We start from the raw sequence: 22,205 nt of genomic DNA, 5'->3' as shown, positions 1-22,205 counted from the left end.
TCATCAATTCAAGGCGGCAGTGCTGTTCTCGCCATCGACCAGGCGCTGTATGCCCAGTGGATTGGCGTTCTTCAAGGCATCGGGCAGCAACGCATCGGGCACGTTCTGGTAGCACACCGGACGCAGAAAGCGATCGATCGCCAGCGTGCCGACCGAAGTGCCGCGGGCATCGGAAGTGGCCGGGTACGGGCCGCCATGGACCATCGCATCGCACACCTCGACACCGGTCGGGTAGCCGTTGAGCAGCACTCGGCCGACCTTCACTTCCAACGCACCGAACAGGTGACCAAAAGCGGCCAAATCATCGTTGTCGGCCAGCAGCGTGGCCGTGAGCTGGCCACGCAAGGCCTCGACCGCGCGCAACAGTTGTGCTTCATCCGCTGCCTGAACCACCACCGTGCAAGGGCCGAAGACCTCTTCCTGCAGCAGTTCATCCTGTTCCAGCAACAGGCTGATATCGGCCTCGAACAGCTGCGGCTGCGCCTGGTTGCCCGTTTGCGCGAGGCCGCTCAAGTGTTTGATGCCCGGGTGAGCAAGCAACGCCTGCAAGCCTTTGCCGTAGCTATTCAAGGTGCCGGCATTGAGCATGGTCTGCGGCGCCTGCTCGGCCATGTGCCCGGTCAAACGCTCAATGAAAGTACTAAACGCCGGTGAGCGAATCCCCAGCACCAGACCAGGATTGGTGCAGAACTGGCCACAGCCCTGCACCACCGAGGCAGTCAGTTCCTTTGCCATCTGCCCGCCGCGGTTGGCCAGGGCCTGTGGCAAGACCACCACCGGATTGATGCTCGACATCTCGGCAAACACCGGGATCGGTTGCGGCCTTGCCGCCGCCATGTCGCACAGGGCACGGCCGCCTTTTAGCGAGCCAGTAAAGCCCACCGCCTGGATGCCCGGATGCTTGACCAGGGCCTCACCGACGCCGGCACCAAAGATCATGTTGAACACGCCGGCCGGCATACCGGTGCGCTCGGCGGCACGGATCAGCGCTTCGGCGACCCGCTCGGCTGTCGCCATGTGACCGCTATGGGCCTTGAATACCACCGGACAACCGGCCGCCAGGGCTGCGGCGGTATCACCTCCGGCCGTGGAGAACGCCAGGGGAAAGTTGCTGGCGCCGAATACCGCCACCGGGCCAACACCGATGCGGTACTGACGCAAGTCAGGACGCGCAATGGGGGTGCGTGTCGGCAGAGCCTGGTCGATGCGTGCACCATAGAAATCGCCACGGCGCAGCACTTGGGCAAACAGGCGCATCTGGCCACTGGTACGACCGCGCTCACCCTGAATACGGGCGCTCGGCAGCGCTGTTTCCTGGCAGGTCAATGCGATGAAATCCTCGCCCAAGCCGTCGAGCTCGTCGGCGATGGCTTCAAGAAATTCCGCCCGGCGTACCGCGGGCAGATTGCGAAACAGCGGAAATGCCGCGCTCGCAGCTGCCACCGCCGTATCGACCTCCGCCAGAGTTGCCTGATGGAAAGCGCCTGGCAGTCGTTCGCCAGTGTGGGCGTCGACGCTGTAGACCAGGGTGTCGCCCAGCGCACTGCGCTGGCCGGCAATAAAGTTGTATCCGGAAACTTGCATGTACTTTTCGCCTCGTGAAGGTTGCAGGGCTGTCAATCAGGTCACAGCACCGATCTGCCAGGGCACGAACTCGTTCTGCCCATAACCGTGTTGTTCGCTCTTGCTGCGCTCGCCCGAAGCGATGCGCAGCATCTGTTCGAAGATGAAGGCACCGCGCTCTTCAATGCTGGTGGAACCGTCGGCGATGCCGCCGCAGTTCACGTCCATGTCTTCTTCCTGGTGCTCGAATACCCGGTTGTTGGTCGCCAGCTTGATCGAAGGTGTCGGCGCGCAGCCGTAGGCCGAACCCCGGCCCGTGGTGAAGGCAATCAGGTTGGCGCCGCCGGCGACTTGCCCTGTGGCCGAGACCGGGTCGTAGCCTGGGGTGTCCATGAACACCAGGCCCTTGGCCCGGACCGCTTCGGCGTACAGATACACATCCACCAGGTTGCTGGAACCGGCCTTGGCCACCGCACCGAGGGATTTCTCCAGGATGGTGGTCAGGCCACCGGCCTTGTTACCGGCCGAGGGGTTGTTGTTCAGTTCGGCGTTCATGCGCTGGCAGTAGTCTTCCCACCAGTGGATGCGCGCGATGAGTTTTTCCCCCACCTCGCGGCTCACGGCGCGGCGCGTCAGCAGGTGCTCGGCGCCATAGATTTCCGGGGTTTCCGAGAGAATTGCGGTGCCACCCGCCGCCACCAGGCGGTCAACGGCATTGCCCAGCGCAGGGTTTGCGGTGATGCCCGAGTACCCGTCCGAGCCACCGCATTGCAGGCCGACGATCAAGTGGCGAGCGCTGACCGGTTCGCGCTGCACCTGGTTAGCCTTTGGCAGCAATGCCTTTATCTGCTCGATGCCACTGGCGATGGTTTTCGAAGTGCCGCCTATGCCTTGGATGGTGAAGGCGCGCAACTGGTCGCTGGCCTTCAGGCCCTGAGTCTCGAGCAGGCTCTCGATCTGGTTGGTTTCACACCCCAGGCCGATGATCAGCACTGCCGCAAAGTTAGGGTGAACGGCGTAGCCACCGAGCGTGCGGCGCAACAAACCTAAAGCCTCACCGCTGGGGTCCACTGCGCACCCGGCGCCGTGGGTCAGCGCCACGACGCCGTCGATGTTCGGGAAATCAGCCAGCGCCTCGGGGTGGATATCCCGGCGAAAGTAATCGGCCACGGCCCGGGCCACGGTCGCCGAGCAGTTCACCGAGGTGAGAATGCCGACGTAGTTGCGAGTCGCGACGCGGCCATCGGCACGCACGATGCCCTGGAAAACGGCTTCGGTGCCTGGCGTGGCGTGGGCATCGACGCCGAAGGCGTAGTCACGGGCAAAGTCGCCCATCTCCACGTTGTGCACATGCACGTGGTCGCCGGCTTCGATGGGTTGCGAAGCAAAACCGATGATTTGCCCATAACGGCGCAGCGGCTGGCCCTGCTCCACGCGTTGGCTAGCGACTTTGTGCCCGGAGGGAATCGGCTGGCGCACGGTGATTGCTTCGGCTTCCAGGCTCAAGCCTTGAGGCAGGGCCTGGCGTGCAATCAGAACGTTATCCAGGGGGTTGAGGCGGATCACGGCAGCGTCGCTGGTCCGGGTTCTGGCAATCAGTTGCATGGGACCTCTCAGGGCAGTACGGCAGTCTTCTTGTTATGGCGTCGCCCTTTCTGTGAAGGGCGAATCTGCGATAACTGTATGGACCCTGCCTGAACATTCCCAATGAGATGATCCGATCAATCGATAACCTGGCGTTATCGAACTGTCTTATTGACCGTCGTTAATCAATCAGTCGCCCCCTCCTCCTCCCGTCGTTGGCGCGCGAAATCGAGCAGGATGTCGGCGAACTCCCGGGCAGAACCGGTAAGCGGCTCGTCCTTGCGGGTGATGATGCCGTACTCCAGTGGCGCCAGGCGCAGCGGGGTCTGCAGCTCTTTGAACTGGCCGCTGTCCAGCTGCGCCGCCACCATGGATCTGGGCAGCATGGCGATCAACGGCCCCGAGTGCAGCAATTGCAGGAACATCTGCATGGAGATGGTTTCGACGCTGTCAGCCGGAGAGGCGATGCCCGCGGCCTTGAAGGCCAGTTCCAGGCGATCGCGAATCGGCGTACCGACCGGGTACAGCACCCACGGCCACTGGCCCAGCGCTTCAAGCGGTGTGCAGTCCAGCTCGTTCAGCGGATGGCTGCGGTTGACCACCAGGCTGAAGGGCTCAGGTTCCAAGGGCTCGAAGTCGAAAACCTGGCTGTAACGCTCTTCGGTAAAGCGGCCAATCATCAGGTCGAGCTTGTTTTGCTCAAGCATGGCGAGCAAATGATCACTGGATTGCTCCACCACTTCGATCGACAGCAAAGGGCTGCGCGCCTTGATCGCGACGATGGCTTCGGGCAGCACCACAGAGGTTGCCGCGAAAATCCCGCCCACCTTGAGAAAGCCATGGCCGCCTTTGCGCAGGCGATTGACCTGGTCGACGAACTTGTGTGAATCGGCCAGTGCACCCTGTGCATAGCGCACCACGTACTCGCCAAGCTCCGTGGGCGGCATGCTGCGAGGCAGGCGCTGGAACAGGGCAAAGCCGAACTGCTCCTCCAGGTCGCGCAGCATCTTGCTCAAGGCTGGTTGGCTAAGGTTCATCCGTATCGCGGTGGCGTGCATGTTGCGCGTGCGCGCCAAGGTGTCGATCAGTACCAGGTGCTTGAAACGCACCCAATTGCAGAAGCTGGAATGGGTAATGTCCGACGGCATCGGGTCAGCGCCTCGTTAAAGATGGAATGCAGTGTCTGTCAGTTCATCCGCCCGAACAGACGACGTCAAAGCTATTGCCCCCGCAAATACTGCAGCAGCGTATTCAACGCCATCGACCTTGGCCGCGAGCGCAAGGTCAGCAGGCCAATGTTGGCCATGGAGATCGGCAGCTCGACCGGCAGGATAGCGACCATGCCATAGCGCGCATAATGCTCGGCCACGTCATTGGGCACCACCGCGATCATGTCCGAAGCCTCCAGCATTGCGGTGGTCGCCAGGATCGAAGCGGTCTCAACAATGTCCAGCGACTGCACCAAACCGCCGGCCTGCAGGGCCGTTTCCACTCGGCGGCGCATGGGGCTGCCGATGGGGTGCAGAATCCAGGTCAAGGTGATCAGGTCGGCCAACTGCAAGGGCGAAGAACCCGCCAACGGGTGACCCGCCCGGGCAATCACGCGCATCTGCTCGCCGTTTTCGAACAGTTCGATGTCCAGGTCTTGACTGTCGCTCTGGTCCGGCAAGCGCCCCAACACCACATCGAAATCGCCGCGCAGCAACGCAGGCAGCAAGGTATCGCTGGTACCGACTTCTATGGAAATCCGCACCTTGGGGTGATCGCGTTTGTACGCCAGCACAGCGTTGGTCAGCAGACTGGGCACCGGCCCCATCACGCTGCCGACGCGCACCAGTCCCGTGGCCCCGCGCGCCAGTTCCGCAATCTGCGCCTGGGCATGCTCGAACTCATGCACCGCGCCTTGGGCGTAGCGGATCATCACCTCGCCATAAAGGGTCGGCTGCATACCGCGCGGCAAGCGTTCGAAAAGGCGCACGCCGAGGCGCTCTTCGAGTTGCTGCAACAGCAAGCTGGCGGCCGGTTGCGTGGTGTGCATCGCCGTGGCCGCCCGGCGCAGGTTGCCGAATTCACCCAGGGCATTGAGCAAGGTGATCTGCCGGCTGGAAATTTTCAGGGTGCCGAGGTTACGTGGCGTGAGCGTGGGGACTTCTGGATTTTCATACATATCAAATCCGGTATACATACTTAGGAAACCGTGATTATGCATGTATCGCTCAGCGACCTACAGTCGAGTCTTCCTAAGGTCACCAAGAACAAAAATCCATCATGAGCATTCGAATTACTCACCTGAGCGTTCGCGACATCCGGTTCCCCACTTCCCTGTCGCTGGACGGATCCGATGCGATGAATAGCGCACCGGATTACTCCGCATCCTACGTCGTGCTGCACACCGATGCCCCTACCGGCGTTGAAGGCCACGGCCTGACGTTCACCATCGGCCGTGGCAACGAAATCTGTGTGGCGGCCGTGCAGTCCCTGGCACCGATGGTGGTCGGCTGGACCCTGGAAGAGATCATTGCCGACATGGGTGCCTTCTGGCACAACATCACAATGGGCGACAGCCAACTGCGCTGGCTGGGCCCGGAAAAGGGCGTTATCCACCTGGCCACTGCTGCCATCGTCAACGCCGTCTGGGACCTATGGGCCAAACACGAAGGCAAGCCCGTGTGGAAGCTGTTGGCCGACATGACGCCGGAACAACTGGTGCGCTGCCTGGACTTCAGCTACGTCACCGACGTGCTCACACCCGAAGAAGCCATCGCCCTGCTGCGTCGCCAGGCGTCGGGCAAAGCCCAGCGCGAGGCGCAGATGCTGCGCGAAGGCTACCCCGGCTACACCACCGCACCGGGCTGGCTTGGCTACAGTGAAGAAAAAATGCGCCAACTGGCCCGAGCAGCGGTCGAGGATGGCTGGACCCACATCAAGCAAAAAATCGGCGCCGATTTGGAAGAGGACATCCGCCGCGCCACTATTCTGCGCGAAGAAATCGGCTGGGAACGCAGCCTGATGATGGACGCCAACCAGGTCTGGGGCGTCGATGAGTCGGTCGCCAATATGCGCCGCCTGGCGGCTTTCGAACCCCTGTGGATCGAAGAGCCGACCAGCCCCGACGACATACTCGGCCATGCAAGCATCCGCCAGCGCATCGCACCGATCGGCGTCGCGACCGGTGAGCACTGCCACAACCGGGTGATGTTCAAGCAGATGTTCCAGGCCGGCGCACTGGACTTCTGCCAGCTGGACGCGGCCCGCTTGGGTGGTCTCAATGAGGTGTTGATCGTGCTGCTGATGGCCGCCAAGTTCGACGTGCCGGTCTGCCCCCATGGTGGTGGTGTCGGTTTATGCGAGTATGTGCAGAACATCGCCCTGTTCGACTACATCGCCGTCTCGGCCTCGCTGCACAACCGTGTACTCGAATACGTCGACCACTTGCACGAGCATTTCCTTGATCCCGTTGTGATCCGCCGCGGCCGCTACATCCCTCCCCTGCGCCCGGGCTATAGCATCGAAATGACCGCTGAAACCCTGGAGCGTTATCAGTACCCCAACGGACAAGTGTGGATCGATATTGCCCATACCTGATCGCCACGCACCTTGCTGGCGATCATGACCTCGATGTCCGGTTCGTCGCGCACCCTGTATCAGGCGTCGGTCGATGGCTGGCTGCCGAAATACCACGCTGATCGCGGGTGTACTGGTGGTGTACGGCTGCCATCAACTGGTAGCCTGAGCGCCCTTGCCTGCAGGTCTATGATGGATCATCGGGGCGCAACGACGCCTCGATGATCACTTCGCCCCCTATCAATCAAGACGACGGTGACTCTTTTGATCAGCACCACCCCTGCACTTGCCCGCGTTATCGACGGCAAAGCTATCTCTGCCCAGGTTCTCGACGAAGTTCGAGAAGAGGTTCTGGTCCTGGCCGGGCAGCAGATTTACCCCGCCCTGGCCGTGCTGCTCGTCGGTGAAGACCCGGCCAGCGAGGTCTATGTGCGCAACAAACTGCTGCGGGCCCAGGAAGTCGGGATTCGCTCCCTTGAATACCGTCTGCCGGACGACGCCAGCCAGGCGCAAGTACTGGAACTGATTGCCCAACTGAATGCCGATGCCACGGTGAACGGCATTTTGGTGCAGTTGCCCCTGCCGGGACATATCAACGAGGCGGCAGTGATTCACGCCATCGACCCGATCAAAGACGTGGACGGTTTTCATCGGGAAAACGTCGGCGGCCTGGTGCAAGGCATAGAAGTCCTGACACCCTGCACACCCAGCGGCTGCATGCGTCTGCTGCACGAAACCTGCGGTGACTTGAGCGGCTTGCACGCGGTGGTCATCGGTCGTTCGAACATTGTCGGCAAACCCATGGCGACCCTGTTGTTGCAGGCCAACTGTTCGGTCAGCGTGGTGCACTCGCGCAGTGTCGATGCACCGGCGTTGTGCAGAATGGCGGACATTGTGGTCGCGGCGGTGGGTCGACCTGAGCTGATCGACGCCAGCTGGCTCAAACCCGGGGCGGTGGTGATCGATGTCGGCATCAATCGCATTACCGACGAGTCGGGAAATCGTATGGTCGGCGATGTCGATTACGCCAGTGCGCGCACCGTCGCCCGTGCGATCACGCCGGTTCCGGGAGGCGTGGGGCCGATGACCATTGCGTATCTGCTAAAGAACACCCTGATCGCCAGTCAATTGCAGCGTGCCGCCCAAGCGCGAGCGAAAGTCGATCAGTGATGCAGCGTTGAGCTGAGCACCACGAAAACGGCCCACGCGAAGGTGGGCCGTGTCAGTCAACATTAAAGATCAGTGGTTGTACGCACTCTCATTGTGCTCCGCCAGATCCAGCCCCATCTCCTCCTCCGACTCGTCGGCACGCAAGCCGATCACCGCGTTGATCACCTTGAGAATGATCCAGCTGATGACGAAGCAGTACACCGTCGTCAGCAACACGCCCTTGATCTGCGCCACGACCTGAGCGCCCATGCTCACGCCTTCCACCAACCCGCCCAGGGACGGCACGCAGAACACGCCGGTCAACACCGCGCCGATCATTCCGCCGATGCCGTGCAAGCCAAACACGTCGAGGCTGTCGTCATACCCGAAGCGGCGTTTCAGCACAGTGACGCTCAAGTAGCAGAACACTCCGCACAGCAGACCGATGGCCAACGCTCCGCCTACGCCCACATACGCACACGCCGGAGTAATGCCGACCAAACCGGCCAAAGCACCGCTGGCCAGGCCCAAGGCACTCGGCTTGCCGACCTTGAACCACTCGGTGAACATCCAGCCGAGAATCCCGGCGCAGGCACCCAGTTGCGTATTGAGCATGACAATGCCCGAAGTGCCATTGAGTCCGCCGCCGGAACCGATATTGAAGCCGAACCAGCCAACCCAGAGCATCGCCGCGCCGGCCATGGTCAGGCTCAGGTTGTGGGCCGGCATCGGCGTATTCTGGTAACCCTTGCGCTTGCCGAGAATCAGGCACGCGGCCAACGCGGCAACGCCAGCATTGATATGCACCGCAGTGCCGCCGGCAAAATCGAGGACACCCCAGTTATGCATCAAAGCGCCAGAACCACCCCAGACCATATGGGCGACGGGCGCATAAACCAGGGTAAACCACAGCGCCATGAACCACAGCGCCGCCGAGAACTTCATGCGCTCGGCGAATGCGCCGGCAATCAGCGCCGGGGTAATGATCGCGAAGGTCATCTGGAAGGTTACAAACACGCCTTCCGGGATGTCACCGACCAGGCTCTGCGGGGTCATGCCAGCCAGAAAGGCCCGGCTCAAACCACCGACGAAACTGTTGAACGTCACCTGTCCCTCGACCATGCCGGTGCTGTCGACCACCATGCTGTAGCCATAGATCACCCACAGCACGCCGACCAGGCCGGCGATGCCGAAGCACTGGGTAAACAGCGAGAGCATGTTTTTCGCCCGCACCAGACCGCCGTAAAACAAGGCGAGGCCCGGCAGACACATGAACAGCACCAGCACCGCGGCGGTCACCATCCAGGCGGTGCTGCCGGTGTTCAAGGTGGGTGCGTCGGCCGCTTGGGCTAGCGGCGCGAGCGCGCCGGCCGCCAATAAGACCAGAAGGGATTTGCCGAGAAGACGATTGACCATTTTCAAAGCTCCTGCAAAAGAATGGAAAGTGTCTGGCAGCGAGCAATAAAGAATGAGATACGGGCCTTTTCGGCCTCTCGAATATAAATGCCATGAACAGGACTTGTGGGAGCGAGCCTGCTCGCGATGGGGTTGGTTCAGCAGCCTTTATCTGACTGATACACCGCTATCGCGAGCAGGCTCGCTCCCACAGGTTTCGTCTCAGTACCCAGAACCCGGAATCCAGTTAGTTCCCGCCAGCGGCACCCGCGCCATGGCAGCCGACTCCACCGTCAGCGCTACCAAATCCTCAGGATCGAGGTTGTGCAGGTGCGACTTGCCGCAAGCCCGGGCCATAGTCTGGGCTTCCAGCACCAACACGCGCAGGTAGTTGGCCAGACGCCGACCACCTTCCACCGGGTCCAGACGCTTGGACAGCTCCGGGTCCTGCGTGGTGATCCCGGCCGGGTCGCGGCCGTTCTGCCAGTCATCGTAGAAACCGGCGGCCGAGCCGATTTTCTTCAGTTCCTCGTCCAGGCGTGGATGGTTATCGCCCAAGGCAATCAGGGCCGCCGTCCCGATGGCCACCGCATCCGCACCCAGCGCCATCGCCTTGGCGACGTCGGCACCGTTGCGAATCCCTCCGGAAACGATCAGTTGAACCTTGCGATGCATGCCCATCTCTTGCAAAGCCTGTACCGCTTGGGGAATGGCCGACAAAATCGGAATCCCGACGTGTTCGATGAACACTTCCTGAGTCGCTGCGGTGCCGCCTTGCATGCCGTCGAGCACAATCACGTCAGCCCCGGCTTTTACCGCCAACTTGACGTCGTAGTACGGTCGGCTCGCGCCGATCTTCACGTAGATCGGTTTTTCCCAATCGGTGATTTCCCGCAGCTCGGCAATCTTGATCGCCAGGTCATCCGGGCCGGTCCAGTCCGGATGACGGCAGGCGCTGCGCTGGTCGACACCGATCGGCAAGGTGCGCATACCAGCCACGCGCTCAGTGACTTTCATGCCCAGCAACATACCGCCGCCACCGGGTTTGGCGCCCTGCCCCAGGACGATTTCAATGGCGTCGGCCTTGCGCAGATCGTCCGGGTTCATGCCGTAACGGGACGGCAAATACTGATAAACCAAATGCTCCGACTGGCCGCGTTCTTCCGGGGTCATGCCGCCGTCACCGGTGGTGGTGCTGGTGCCGGCGATGGTCGCGCCACGGCCCAGGGCTTCCTTGGCATTGGCCGACAAAGCACCGAAACTCATGCCGGCGATGGTCACCGGAATCTTCAGGTGGATCGGCTTCTTGGCGAAGCGGTTGCCGAGGATCACATCGGTGCCGCACTTCTCCCGATAGCCTTCCAGCGGGTAACGTGAAACGCTGGCGCCGAGCAGCAGCAAGTCATCAAAATGCGGCAGTTTGCGCTTGGTGCCGCCGCCGCGAATGTCATAGATCCCGGTTTCCGCGGCACGCTGGATTTCCTGGATGGTCAGGCGGTCGAAGGTGGCCGACTCACGCAGTACCGGAGCCGCTTTTTGGCTGATTGGGTCGCTCATATCTGTTCTCCTCGCGCGGATCAGTACGCGGACGCGTTATCGACTTTGAAGTTGTACAACTGACGGGCCGAACCGTAGCGCTTGAAATCAGCCGCCTTGTGCTCGAAACCAGCGCGGTTGAGCAGCCCTTGCAGCTCTTCCAGGTGCTCGGCGCGCATCTCTTTTTCGATGCAATCCGAGCCCAGGGACTCAACGGTCCCTTTCACGTAGATGTGGGTTTCATACAACGAATCGCCCAGCGCATCGCCGGCATCGCCGCAGACCACCAGACGACCGGCCTGTCCCATGAAGCAGCTCATGTGGCCGATACTGCCGCCGACAACGATGTCGATGCCCTTCATGGAAATCCCGCAACGCGCCCCGGCGTCGCCTTCAATCACCAGCAAGCCGCCATGTGCCGTGGCACCGGCCGCCTGGGAGGCGCTGCCTTTGACCCGGACGTAGCCGGACATCATGTTTTCGGCGCAACCGACACCGACGTTGCCGTGGACAGTGATCGAGGCCTTTTGATTCATGCCGGCGCAGTAGTAACCGGCGTGCCCCTGGATATCGATGGACACGGCTTCATTCACCCCGACCGCGAGGTTGTGCTTGCCATCGGAGTGAGTCACCACCCACTCGTGATCGGTCACGTTGTTGACCTGATCGTGCAGCGCCTGATTGAGGTCACGCACGGTAGCAGTAGAAAGATCGATGGTTTTCATGTGTGCGCTCCTTAAGCTGACTCGCGTTCCCAGATGTACAGGGTGGCCGGTGCGGGCTCCCAGATTCTGGCGTTTTCGATTCCCGGCAGGCTCGACAAGGCCTGATACTCGGAAGCCATGGCGACGTAGTCGTCCGTCTCGGCGAGGATCGCCGGCTTGCAGGCGATCGGGTCGCGGATCACCGCAAAACCGTTGCGGGTGCCGATGGCGAAGGTGAAGAAACCGTCGAGATCCTCCAGCGAGTGATCCAGCGCTTCTTTCAGCGAGTCGCCTTGCTGCAGGCGCCAGGTCAGGTAGCCGGCGGCCACTTCGGTGTCGTTGTCGGTTTCGAAGTGAATGCCTTCGCGCTTGAGTTCCTGACGCAGGCGGAAGTGATTCGACAGCGAGCCGTTGTGCACCAGGCACAGGTCGGCGCCGGTGGAAAATGGGTGACTGCCTTCCATGGTCACCGCGCTTTCGGTGGCCATGCGGGTGTGACCAATGATGTGGCTGCCCTTCATGCCGGCCAGGCCGAAGCGTTGGGAAATCTCCTGGGGCAAGCCCATACCCTTGAGGATTTCGATGCTTTGCCCGGCGCTCATGATGCGCAGGCTCGGTGCCAGTTCGGCGAGGGCCAGACGTACCGGCGCCTCTTCGGCATGAATCTTCAGCACCGCGGCACTGGCGTTCTGGAACCAGTCCAGCGAACAGCCAAGGCGCCCTTCCAGTTCGCCCATCAGAGTTTTCCAGTCGAAGCCTTCGGTGGTCGCCTGCAAGGTCAGCTTGACCCAGCCGTCCGCCACTTCATCGCCGTAAATGGCGAAGCCGGCACTGTCCGGGCCACGATCGGTCATGGCCTGCAACATCGGTTCGAAGAGCTTGCCGAGCTGGGATTCCAGCTGCGGATTTTTCAGGTAAAGACCTACGATTCCACACATATCAAGTCTCCTTCGGAGGCAGTGAACGCCCGACGCCGTGCCGGGTGCCCGAATGGTTGTCGATGCAACAAATCAGAAAAATTCGGTGTAGCGCTGGATCTCCCAGTCAGAGACGTGGCGGCTGTATTCCACCCATTCCATGCGCTTGAGCTTGATGAACTCGCCAACGATTTGCGGGCCGAGCACCTCGGCGAACAACGGGTCGGCTTCGAGCGCGTCGCAGGCTTCCTTGAGCGATTGCGGCAGGGTCTTGATGCCCCGCGCGGCGATCTGCTCGAGGCTCAGGCTGTAGAGGTTTTCGTTGCAGACATGGTCGATTTCCAGCTGGCGGTCGATGCCGTCCAGGCCGGCAGCGATGATCGCGGCGCTGACCAGATAGGGATTGCACCCCGCGTCCGGCAGACGGAATTCAAGACGGCCGTAAGGCACCCGCACCATGGCTGAACGGTTGTTGGCGCCGAAGGCAATGAAGGCTGGCGCCCAGGTCGCTCCGGACAACGAATTGCCCACCACCAGACGCTTGTAGGAGTTGACCGTCGGTGCGGCGAAAGCACACAGCGCCGGGCCGTGGGCAAGCAAGCCGGCGGCGAAGTGATAGGCCATTTTCGATAGCCCCATGCCGCTCGGATCGCTGGCGTCATGGAACAGGTTCTTGTTGTCGGCGCTGCTGATCGACAGATGAAAGTGCATGCCATTTCCCGCGCGCCTCGGGTCCGGCTTGGGCATGAACGAGCAGATCATCCCCAGGTCATTGGCGATCTCGCCAGCGGCCATGCGAAAGAAGGTGAAGCGGTCCGCCGAGGTCATGGCGTCGCTGTAGGTGTAGTTGATCTCGAACTGGCCGTTGGCGTCCTCGTGGTCGATTTGATAGACCTCGAAATCTACCGCCTGCAAGGCTTCGGTCAGGCGTTCAAGAAACACCCGGGAGCGCGACAGACCTTTGTAGTCGTAGCAAGGCTTGTCCAGGTTGTCGCTGAGGTCGACCAGTTGCAGTTTGCCCAGCTCGTCGCGACGCATCAGGTTGAACTCGGGCTCCAGACCGGTGTTGAGGGTCCAGCCCTTTTCTTCCAGGCGTTGCACTTGTTGCTGCAGCACATAACGGCTGTCATACGGATGCGGCTTACCATCGACGTGGCCGACGCACACCACCCGTCCGTAACCCGGCTGCCACGGCACTGGAGTCAGGGTGGACAAGTCGCCGCGAGCCATGAAGTCCGGACCGTGGGGCTCCATGCCCATGCCACTGATCGCGAACCCGGCAAAACCCGCCCCCTCTTCGGCGACGGTCTTGAGCCCACAAATCGGCACCGACTTGGTCTTGGCCGCACCGTGAATATCCACAAATTGCGCAAGCACGTACTTGATCCCGTGCTTGTCGATGATGCGCTGGGTTTCTGCTGGCAACATTGCTCGTCACTCCTCGCGAAAGGCAAAACATTCTGGATGGGCCTTGACCGTCTTTTTATTCCTAAAAAGAAAGTTATTTTCCCAATAGGAATGCAAAGCCCTTGCCAGATTCGCGAGTGAAACGTCGAAACGCCGTGACAGGCGCTTTTGTGCTGTATATATGGGAATATTCTTTTCCCTGTGGGAATACTGCCCGCAGGGCATGCGTCAAGCGTCGCCATTTGCACTTTCTCAGTGCGAAACTAATATTACTGAACGGAAAGTGTGCAGGATCTGATGACTATGTCGACCGAAACCGCCCCGCGCCTCAAGCTTGAGCAATACCTGGGAATGCAGATCAAGCGCCAGCGCCAGGCTCAGGATCTGAAATTGTCTGACGTGGCCAAGATTGCCGATATCAGTCAGGGCATGTTGAGCAAGATCGAAAACGCCCAGGTGTCCACCAGCCTCGATACCCTGAGCCGTCTGTGCGACGTGCTCGGCCTGCCCCTGTCCAAGTTGTTCAGCGAATACGACCAGCAGGACGGCAGCGCGCTGTTGGTCAAGGCCGATCAGGGCATGGAAGTGGTGCGCCGCGGCACCGAGAAAGGCCATACGTACCATCTGCTCAACCACACCCGCGGGCCGAAGAAGAGCTTCGAGGCTTACATGGTGAGCATGGATGACGCGAGTGAGGAGTTTCCGACCTTCTCCCACCCCGGCACCGAATTCCTCCACCTGCTGGAAGGTGAACTGATCTATCGCCACGGCAATCAGCTGTACCGCATGGAGGCTGGCGACAGCTTGACCTTCGAAGGCGAAATTCCCCATGGGCCTGAGGAGTTGGTGCAGGTGCCGATTCGGATGTTGTCGATTATGAATTATGGGAGTGATAAGGAGTGAGCTCGGAGGTTTGGGGCTGACCCTTCGATTTTGATGGTGTACATATCCGTTTCTGCTGTAGCGGCTGATTACGGTTTCGCTTTTACAGCGAGTCACTTGGAAATACGGAATTCCGCCCAACCCCAAGTAACCAAGGGCTCTTGCCCCGCCATTCGATGCCTCGCTTAGGCTCGGCACCGAATGGAGGGGTGAAGCTTTTTGGTTCCTTTTTGGCGTTTGAAAAAGGGACTCGCTGTAAGAGCGAAACCGCCAGCAGCCGTTACCGCAGAAACGGATATGCACCCCAACCTTAAGTGAACAGCATTACGGCAAGTGGGCCGGCCTTTCTCGTTTCGGGGGGTAGGCTCAATGGAGCTGGCGTTGTCTCTGTAGCTCCGTCTTCAGCCAGGTACTCGTCGGCTGGACGCCTGTTGAGCAACGCACTTCATAGGCTTTGCCACTCATGCTGCTTTTAGTGGCAGCGAGGTCGATGAAGTCCTCTGCGCTGCTCACCAGGCTCTTGCCTTCAAGATAATTCAGCTTCTTTTCGAGATGTGCCCGAGCCTGGGGCCCAGGGTATTCACTGCCGTTGCGCACGAACTTGCACTCACTGCGCTCCACAAAATCCAGCAAGCCTTTTATCTCCTGGTTTGCCTGTGGCGTGGTTTGAGCCTGCGCACCGCCCACCACTGCAAAAAAGCCGATAGAAGCAGTGATCAGCCATTGGCGGAAAACGGGTCGAGTCACTGCTGCTTTCAAAATCCACATGATACTTCCTTGTCCTGAAAGGGCTGACTGTAGCGCGGCATCGCCCGAGCAGCCATCGCTGGGCCAGTTCGCATGCACTCCCCTGCGCGATGTTCTTCGTTCGAAAGGATCAACCTGTGGAAAGGAAAGGGGATCAATGAGCCCAATGTCTGTGCGCGAGCAGTTGGCCAAAGTCGCAGTTACTTATCCCTGTATCGGCATCAGACCCATTGATCGTTGCCCAGCTCAATGTTGGGCGATTTCCATCTAACCGAATGGAGATGCATTGGCGCGTCAATAGCAGCCATGCACTATTTTTTTAACAAAACAACTTCTGCACGTCTAATCACCTTTTCCCCGGCCTTATAGGTTCCTTATAGGCTCAGGAAATATCCCCTTAAAAGCCAACCACCACCATTCGTCGCATCAGAAACGTAGCGCGATTTTTTTGACAACGTCTGGCTCAAGGTTTGCAGAAGACGCTCGTAGCAGCCCCAGAACGACGTAATTCTGACGCGGCAGCACTTTAATTAACGCTTAGGACGCCAGCGATGCGCTTGGTCAGTCACCGGGAGATGTAACGTGTCAACTCTCAACGAAATCGCAGCGAACCACGCGAGAATGGCCAAGGCTCTTGTCGAAGAGTCGACCGGGCTGAGTGAGCGCCACACCCAGATTGTGGATAGTTTCGAAGTTCCCTCCATGGATGCGCAACACATGCCTCTGCACCTTATCGCCGGAGTGCAGGACAACCATTTCGGGCAAGCAACGGCCTACTTGCTCTGACGGTGTTTGATCCGGGCAGCCTGTCGGGCAGGCGGTAAAGTCGAGTACCACTTCTTGGCCTAAACTCAACTGACTAGCCCGTTGGGGAGCTGCCGGAGTGGCATTCCCATGCTCGAAATTTCAGAGATGTCGCGTGTTAAGCGTTTCGCCGCAAACGTTGCCGGCCGAGATTTCGCGGTCGGTGACATTCATGGCCATTTCACTCGGTTGCAGGATGCTCTGGATGCCGCCGGGTTCAACTGCTTGGTAGATCGCCTGTTCAGTGTTGGCGATCTGATTGACCGTGGGCCCGAGTGCCATGATGCGCTCGATTGGCTGGACAAGGCATGGTTCCACCCGGTGCGAGGCAACCATGACGACTACGTGGTGTACTTCGATACCTGCGACCTCGACAGCTGGCTCGACAACGGCGGCTCATGGTTCGTGGGCCTGTCGCTGTTCGAGAAGCAAGCATTCGCGGCGCAGTTCGCCAAGCTCCCTATCGCGATCGAAGTCGAAACAGCCTATGGCCTGATCGGCATCGTGCACGCCGATTGTCCATTTCCAGCATGGCATCAACTGCGAAAGGAACTGGAGTCGCCGGAAAGCAACAGGCGCCTGCAGGAGTTGCAGCACTACTGCATGTGGTCACGAAGGCGGATCGATCAGCAGGAGACGCATGGCGTTGAAGGCCTGCGCGCACTGGTCGTAGGGCATACGCCGCTTTATATGCCCGTCAGCCTTGGCAACGTCATTCACATCGATACGGGTGGCTGGAGGCCGGACCGTGGTTATTTCACCCTGCTGGATCTCGAAACGCTCGAAACCATCCCGGCAAGCTGACTCAACACGGGTCGGCCAATGCCATTCACTCAAAAAAAACCCGGCCTCATCAGCCGGGTTCTTTATTTAGCTATTCAGGTGGCATCACTGCCACCGTCCATCAACAGCACTTCGGCCCAGCCTTGCTTCCGTAACGAGCTTCCTGACGTTCCCGAAAGAACACCTCATAACTCATCACCGGTTTGTCCGGGTGCTTGGTTTGCATGTGCTCGACGTAGGTGTCGTAGTCGGGCATGCCGACCATCAGGCGCGCAGCCTGACCGAGGTATTTACCGAGGCGACTCAGGTCATTGAACATGCTGAAATCCTCGATTACGCATCCGGCAGAGCCTGGAATGGCGCTTCTTTATCCGTACGTTCTTTAGTACCCCAGGCGGCGATACCGACCTTGAGAGCAAAGAACAGGATGCTGAACACCACCAGCAAGAACAGCGCGGTCAGCGTTGCGTTGGTGTACGCGTTGTAGATCACGTGCTGCATCTGGTCGATGCTCTTCGCCGGGGCGAGGATCTGACCGTTGGCCAGGGCATCGCTGTACTTCTTGGCCAGGGCCAGGAAACCGATCGCCGGGTTGGCATCGAACAGCTTGATGAAGCCGGCGGTGGTGGTGCAGATCAACAGCCACACAGCGGGCAACATGGTGACCCAGACGTAGCGCTGGCGTTTCATTTTGATCAGCACAACAGTCGCCAACATCAGCGCGATACCGGCCAGCATCTGGTTGGAGATACCGAACAACGGCCACAAGGTGTTGATGCCGCCTAGCGGATCGATCACGCCCTGATACAGCAGATAACCCCACATCGCCACACAACCGGCGGTTGCGATCAGGTTGGCGGTCCAGGATTCAGTGCGTTTCAGCGCCGGCACGAAGGAACCGAGCAAGTCCTGCAGCATGAAACGGCCGGCACGGGTACCGGCATCCACCGCCGTCAGGATGAACAGCGCCTCAAACAGGATCGCGAAGTGGTACCAGAACGCCATGGTGTTTTCACCCGGCAGAAGGTGGTGCAGGATCTGCGCGATACCGACTGCCAGGGTCGGTGCACCGCCGGCACGGGCCAGGATAGTGGTTTCACCGATGTCCTTGGCCACCGCTTGCAGCGCTTCCGGGGTAATTGCAAAACCCCAGCTGCTGACGGTCTGAGCCACCGAAACAGCGTCAGAGCCGACAAGCGCCGCCGGGCTGTTCATGGCGAAGTACACGCCGGGCTCGATCACCGACGCAGCGACCATTGCCATGATGGCCACGAAGGATTCCATCAACATGCCGCCGTAACCGATGTAACGGGCATGGCCTTCGCTGGCCAACAACTTCGGCGTGGTGCCGGAAGCAATCAGCGCATGGAAACCGGAGACTGCGCCACAGGCGATGGTGATGAACAGGAACGGAAACAGACCGCCCTTCCATACCGGCCCGGTACCGTCGACGAACTGGGTCAGCGCCGGCATTTTCAGCTCGGGCATGGTGATCAGGATGCCGATCGCCAAGGCCACGATGGTGCCGATTTTGAGGAAGGTCGACAGGTAGTCCCGCGGGGCCAGAATCAGCCAGACCGGTAACGAGGCGGCCACGAAACCGTAGCCGATCAGCATCCAGGTGATCTGGATCCCGGTGAAGGTAAAGGCCTTGGCCCAGACCGGATCAGCGGCAATCTGCCCGCCCAGCCAGATCGAACCGAGCAGTAGAAGTACCCCGACAACGGAGATTTCACCGATGCGGCCCGGACGGATGTAGCGCATGTAAATGCCCATGAACATCGCGATCGGGATGGTCGCCATCACCGTGAAAATCCCCCACGGGCTCTCGGCCAGGGCCTTGACCACGATCAGCGCCAGCACCGCGAGGATGATGATCATGATCAGGAAGCAGCCAAACAGCGCGATGGTCCCGGGGATGCGGCCCATTTCTTCACGGACCATGTCGCCCAGGGAACGGCCGTTGCGGCGGGTGGACATGAACAGGACCATGAAGTCCTGAACGGCACCGGCCAGCACCACGCCGGCAATCAGCCACAGCGTACCGGGCAGGTAGCCCATCTGCGCCGCCAGGACCGGACCGACCAGCGGCCCCGCACCAGCAATGGCGGCGAAGTGGTGACCGAAGAGTACGTGTTTGTTGGTCGGCACGTAGTCCAGACCGTCATTGTTAACGACAGCGGGCGTGGCACGATTGGGGTCGAGTTGCATCACTTTGGTAGCGATGAACAGGCTGTAGTAGCGGTATGCGACGAGATAGATAGCGACTGCTGCGACTACGATCCAGAGGGCATTGATCGCTTCGCCGCGGCGCAGGGCCACGACACTTAGCGCAAACGCTCCCAGGACAGCCACGGCAAACCAGGCGAGGTGTTTAGCCAGACGGGGCATAGCGTGTCTCCTGCCGACAGCCAGTGGACTGCGGCGGTAATTTTTATAATTGTGTCCGCTGTGCGGAGCTGGCCCAATATCCCCGCATGCCGTCTACAAATAAATCCGCGTTACTACGTACGCGGCGCCTACGTAGTTCTACGTAGATGAGAGGGAATGGTGTACACCTGCGAGTAATTGGTCGGCTGTCAGGCCGCCTTCGCGAGCAGGCTCGCTCCCACAATAAATCGGCATACACCGCACCGCCCCTCACCACTCAACAGGCCGAGCGTTAGCTCGCCTGCAGCTTGTGATCTTGATCCACCCGCCCCTTCGGGAGGCTGAGTGGAGGTGTGCATCCGGGGAGTGGCGCGCAGCGCCGTTCGACGCAGTCGAACACGCTGCATGTAGGTCGTCGCGAAGCAGACCGGAGGGCAGTGTCCCCGGATGGATACCGGAGCGAAGGAACGCCGAGCCCTGGCGAGGGGCCGGACGCTCGGGGCGAGCGTTTTTTTGCTTACTTTTTTTAGGCGTTTGTAAAAAAAGTGAGTCGCCGTAAGGGCGAAACCCTAAGTGGCCGTTACCGCAGAAATGGATATGTACTCAGTCAACAACAGCATGGTCGGCCCTAAGGCCGCCATCGCAGCGATGCAGCGACCCGACAAACCAGCCACAGGTCATTCCGTCCAGCACCGCTACTGGACGCGCGTATCTTTGGCATATGATGCCGGGCCTTCGCCTTCCCTCGGTCCGGACAGGAGCAGAGATGCAGCTCAAACACAAAATCGTCGCGCTCGGGATTCTGCCGCTGGTACTGGCCATCGCCGTCATCTGCGCGCTGGTGATTTCCATGAACCGGCAACTGGGTGAACAACAGGCGCAACTGATCGAAGACAGCATTCTGGCGAGCAAGCGCGCAGAACTTAAGAACTACGTCGAAATGGCGCAAAGCCTGATCGAACCGCTGTACGACGACGGCCACGGTGACGAACACGCACAGCAACAAGTGCTGGAAGAACTGCGCAAGCTCAGCTTTGGCATCAATGGCTACTTCTTCGTCTACGACCACGAAGGCCGCAGCCTGATGCACGCGCGCCAGTCAGAGCTAGTGGGCAAATACCTGTGGGACATGAAGGACCCTCACGGTTTGCCCGTGATCCAGGCGCTGCTCAAAAGTGCGCAATCGGGCGAAGGCTTTCAGCGCTACGCCTGGAACAAACCCTCTTCCGGCAAAGTGACGGACAAGCTCGCCTATGTGGTGATGCTCGATCGTTGGGGCTGGATGCTCGGCACCGGCATCTACCTTGAAGACGTTGAGCGCGCGACCCAGCAGGCGCGTGACGAAGTGGCCCAGGGCATTCGTAAAACCATGCTGGCGATTGCCGCGGTGGCCCTCGTGGCGGTGCTGTTTGTCTTCGCCAGCGGCATGACGCTGAACGTCAGCGAGCATCGTCTGGCCGACAAAAAACTTCAGCGCCTGACTCAGCGTATCGTCAGCTTGCAAGAGGAAGAGCGCTCTCGGGTTTCCCGTGAACTGCACGACGGCATCAGCCAGCTACTGGTCTCCATCAAGTTTCAGTTCGAACTGGCCAGCCATCTGCTCGAGAATGGGCAAGCACACGACAAGGGTTTGAGTACGCTGAGAGACGCCACGGAACGCCTGGGGGAAGCGATTGGCGAGGTTCGCAGCCTCTCCCACGACCTGCGTTCCTCGCTGCTCGACACCCTGGGCCTGCCGGCGGCGATCGGTCAACTCGCCGCAGAATTCGAGCAACGCAGCGGCCTGGTGGTGACCTATAACGACAACGAATTCGACTGTCACCTGGTCGATGGGGCAGCGGTCTCGCTGTTTCGCATCGTGCAAGAAGGCCTGACTAATATTGAACGACACGCCCAGGCTAAAAACGTCTCCATTACCCTGCACGGGTCCGACGATTCCATACGGTTGACGGTGGTCGATGACGGTATCGGTTTCAACGTCGCCCAGGTCGAACGTCGTCATGCGGGCATTGGCCTGCGTAATATCCGTGAGCGTGTCGAACATTTTGGTGGACGATTCGACCTGATCTCGATGCCGGGAAGAAGCGAGCTAGACGTTTGGCTGCCTATGAAAATGCCCGGTACAACACGCTGACTCGCCCCCTGACAACAAGAGTGAATACCCGCGATGAACCTGCCCTACCCGATCCGCGTCGCCCTGGTCGACGATCACGCCCTGGTCCGCGACGGGATCAAAGCGCTGCTGGCGGTCATGGCCCCCCTGGAAGTGGTGGGCGAAGCCGAGAGTGGCGCGGAGGCCATTGAAATGGTCGGGCGCTGCCAGCCGGACCTGTTGCTGGTCGACATCAGCCTGCGGGACATGAACGGGCTCGAGCTGACCCGGGTGTTACGCAGCCAGTACCCGTCGCTCAAGGTGCTGGTGCTCAGCATGTACGACAATAACGAATACGTGAGTGAGTCCGTTCGCGCGGGGGCCAGCGGCTATGTGCTGAAGAACTCACCGTCGCGGGAAATCATCGCGGCGATCGAAGCCATCGCCAGTGGCGGCACGTTCTACAGCGCCGAGATCGCCCAGCGGCTCATCGCCGATAAAAATACCGACAACGAGCTGACACCGCGCGAGAGCCAAGTGTTGTACAAGATGGCTCAAGGGCTGAACAACAAGGAGATGGCCCGCGAACTGGACATCAGCGTTCGCACGGTAGAAACCCATCGCCTGAGCATCCGTCGCAAACTCAACATCGACAAACCGGCGGCCCTGGTCAAATACGCGATCGATCACGGGATCATCTCGCGGTAG

The 22,205-nt window shown here is 60.1% G+C and carries 19 protein-coding genes; 7 read left to right on the top strand and 12 right to left on the bottom strand.

What is annotated here, in order from left to right:
* Window positions 1–3: 3 nt before the first annotated feature.
* From JFU47_RS00440 to JFU47_RS00425, 4 genes are all read right to left on the bottom strand, one after another.
* A complete protein-coding gene (locus JFU47_RS00440; protein WP_201180165.1) occupies window positions 4–1,584 on the bottom strand; it encodes an aldehyde dehydrogenase (NADP(+)) in 1,581 nt (526 codons plus the stop codon).
* Between the two features lie 36 nt (window positions 1,585–1,620).
* Window positions 1,621–3,168, bottom strand: coding sequence for a UxaA family hydrolase (locus JFU47_RS00435; RefSeq protein ID WP_201180164.1), 1,548 nt, complete (start codon window positions 3,166–3,168; stop codon window positions 1,621–1,623).
* A 164-nt stretch (window positions 3,169–3,332) separates the two neighbouring features.
* Entirely contained in the window at window positions 3,333–4,295 is a 963-nt protein-coding gene (locus JFU47_RS00430) for a LysR family transcriptional regulator (RefSeq protein WP_201180163.1), read from the bottom strand.
* Between the two features lie 71 nt (window positions 4,296–4,366).
* Window positions 4,367–5,314 carry a LysR family transcriptional regulator gene (locus JFU47_RS00425; RefSeq protein WP_201180162.1) on the bottom strand — a complete coding sequence of 316 codons (948 nt, stop codon included), beginning with the start codon at window positions 5,312–5,314 and terminating at the stop codon, window positions 4,367–4,369.
* A 101-nt stretch (window positions 5,315–5,415) separates the two neighbouring features.
* Here JFU47_RS00425 and JFU47_RS00420 point away from each other — a divergent pair, with 101 nt between their 5' ends.
* Window positions 5,416–6,732, top strand: a complete 1,317-nt coding sequence (locus tag JFU47_RS00420) for an L-fuconate dehydratase (RefSeq protein ID WP_201180161.1) — start codon at window positions 5,416–5,418, stop codon at window positions 6,730–6,732.
* A 243-nt stretch (window positions 6,733–6,975) separates the two neighbouring features.
* Window positions 6,976–7,881 (top strand): bifunctional 5,10-methylenetetrahydrofolate dehydrogenase/5,10-methenyltetrahydrofolate cyclohydrolase, encoded by a 906-nt coding sequence (locus JFU47_RS00415; RefSeq protein WP_201180160.1) that lies wholly within the window; start codon window positions 6,976–6,978, stop codon window positions 7,879–7,881.
* A gap of 69 nt (window positions 7,882–7,950) precedes the next feature.
* On the opposite strand, the gene JFU47_RS00410 is transcribed toward JFU47_RS00415, so the two are convergent.
* The 5 genes from JFU47_RS00410 to glnT all read right to left on the bottom strand — a co-directional run bounded on the left by JFU47_RS00410 (window position 7,951) and on the right by glnT (window position 13,840).
* Complete coding sequence (locus tag JFU47_RS00410) at window positions 7,951–9,276, bottom strand: ammonium transporter (RefSeq protein ID WP_201180159.1); 1,326 nt, start codon at window positions 9,274–9,276, stop codon at window positions 7,951–7,953.
* A gap of 201 nt (window positions 9,277–9,477) precedes the next feature.
* Window positions 9,478–10,812, bottom strand: a complete 1,335-nt coding sequence (locus JFU47_RS00405) for an FMN-binding glutamate synthase family protein (RefSeq protein WP_201180158.1) — start codon at window positions 10,810–10,812, stop codon at window positions 9,478–9,480.
* A 20-nt stretch (window positions 10,813–10,832) separates the two neighbouring features.
* Complete coding sequence (locus JFU47_RS00400) at window positions 10,833–11,516, bottom strand: GltB/FmdC/FwdC-like GXGXG domain-containing protein (protein WP_201180157.1); 684 nt, start codon at window positions 11,514–11,516, stop codon at window positions 10,833–10,835.
* 11 nt (window positions 11,517–11,527) lie between these two features.
* Window positions 11,528–12,433: a class II glutamine amidotransferase gene (locus JFU47_RS00395; protein WP_140683854.1), complete on the bottom strand. Its 906-nt coding sequence runs from the start codon at window positions 12,431–12,433 to the stop codon at window positions 11,528–11,530.
* 72 nt (window positions 12,434–12,505) lie between these two features.
* The gene (gene glnT, locus JFU47_RS00390) at window positions 12,506–13,840 is read right to left on the bottom strand and encodes a type III glutamate--ammonia ligase (protein ID WP_201180156.1); all 1,335 of its coding nucleotides are present in this window, start codon (window positions 13,838–13,840) and stop codon (window positions 12,506–12,508) included.
* Window positions 13,841–14,122: 282 nt separating this feature from the next.
* Between glnT and JFU47_RS00385 the strand changes: the two genes are divergently transcribed.
* Entirely contained in the window at window positions 14,123–14,722 is a 600-nt protein-coding gene (locus JFU47_RS00385) for a helix-turn-helix domain-containing protein (protein ID WP_201180155.1), read from the top strand.
* Between the two features lie 345 nt (window positions 14,723–15,067).
* Here the strand turns inward: JFU47_RS00385 and JFU47_RS00380 are convergent, their stop codons facing one another.
* The gene (locus JFU47_RS00380) at window positions 15,068–15,469 is read right to left on the bottom strand and encodes a DUF5329 domain-containing protein (protein WP_201180154.1); all 402 of its coding nucleotides are present in this window, start codon (window positions 15,467–15,469) and stop codon (window positions 15,068–15,070) included.
* Between the two features lie 561 nt (window positions 15,470–16,030).
* Between JFU47_RS00380 and JFU47_RS00375 the strand changes: the two genes are divergently transcribed.
* On the top strand, window positions 16,031–16,234 hold the full coding sequence (locus JFU47_RS00375; protein ID WP_046049793.1) for a hypothetical protein: 204 nt from the start codon (window positions 16,031–16,033) through the stop codon (window positions 16,232–16,234).
* A 108-nt stretch (window positions 16,235–16,342) separates the two neighbouring features.
* A complete protein-coding gene (locus tag JFU47_RS00370; RefSeq protein ID WP_201180153.1) occupies window positions 16,343–17,056 on the top strand; it encodes a metallophosphoesterase in 714 nt (237 codons plus the stop codon).
* Between the two features lie 100 nt (window positions 17,057–17,156).
* Here JFU47_RS00370 and JFU47_RS00365 read toward each other — a convergent pair whose 3' ends face one another.
* Window positions 17,157–17,354 carry a YbdD/YjiX family protein gene (locus tag JFU47_RS00365; RefSeq protein WP_007900300.1) on the bottom strand — a complete coding sequence of 66 codons (198 nt, stop codon included), beginning with the start codon at window positions 17,352–17,354 and terminating at the stop codon, window positions 17,157–17,159.
* A gap of 14 nt (window positions 17,355–17,368) precedes the next feature.
* Window positions 17,369–19,426, bottom strand: a complete 2,058-nt coding sequence (locus JFU47_RS00360) for a carbon starvation CstA family protein (RefSeq protein WP_201180152.1) — start codon at window positions 19,424–19,426, stop codon at window positions 17,369–17,371.
* 745 nt (window positions 19,427–20,171) lie between these two features.
* Here JFU47_RS00360 and JFU47_RS00355 point away from each other — a divergent pair.
* Both JFU47_RS00355 and JFU47_RS00350 read left to right on the top strand, forming a co-directional pair.
* Complete coding sequence (locus tag JFU47_RS00355) at window positions 20,172–21,539, top strand: cache domain-containing protein (RefSeq protein ID WP_201180151.1); 1,368 nt, start codon at window positions 20,172–20,174, stop codon at window positions 21,537–21,539.
* Window positions 21,540–21,572: 33 nt separating this feature from the next.
* Complete coding sequence (locus JFU47_RS00350; protein WP_201180150.1) at window positions 21,573–22,205, top strand: response regulator; 633 nt, start codon at window positions 21,573–21,575, stop codon at window positions 22,203–22,205.

It is taken from the genome of Pseudomonas sp. TH39(2020) (genome assembly GCF_016650715.1).
Lineage (GTDB): Bacteria > Pseudomonadota > Gammaproteobacteria > Pseudomonadales > Pseudomonadaceae > Aquipseudomonas > Aquipseudomonas mandelii_C.
This window is presented reverse-complemented; position numbering and strand designations above follow the sequence as displayed.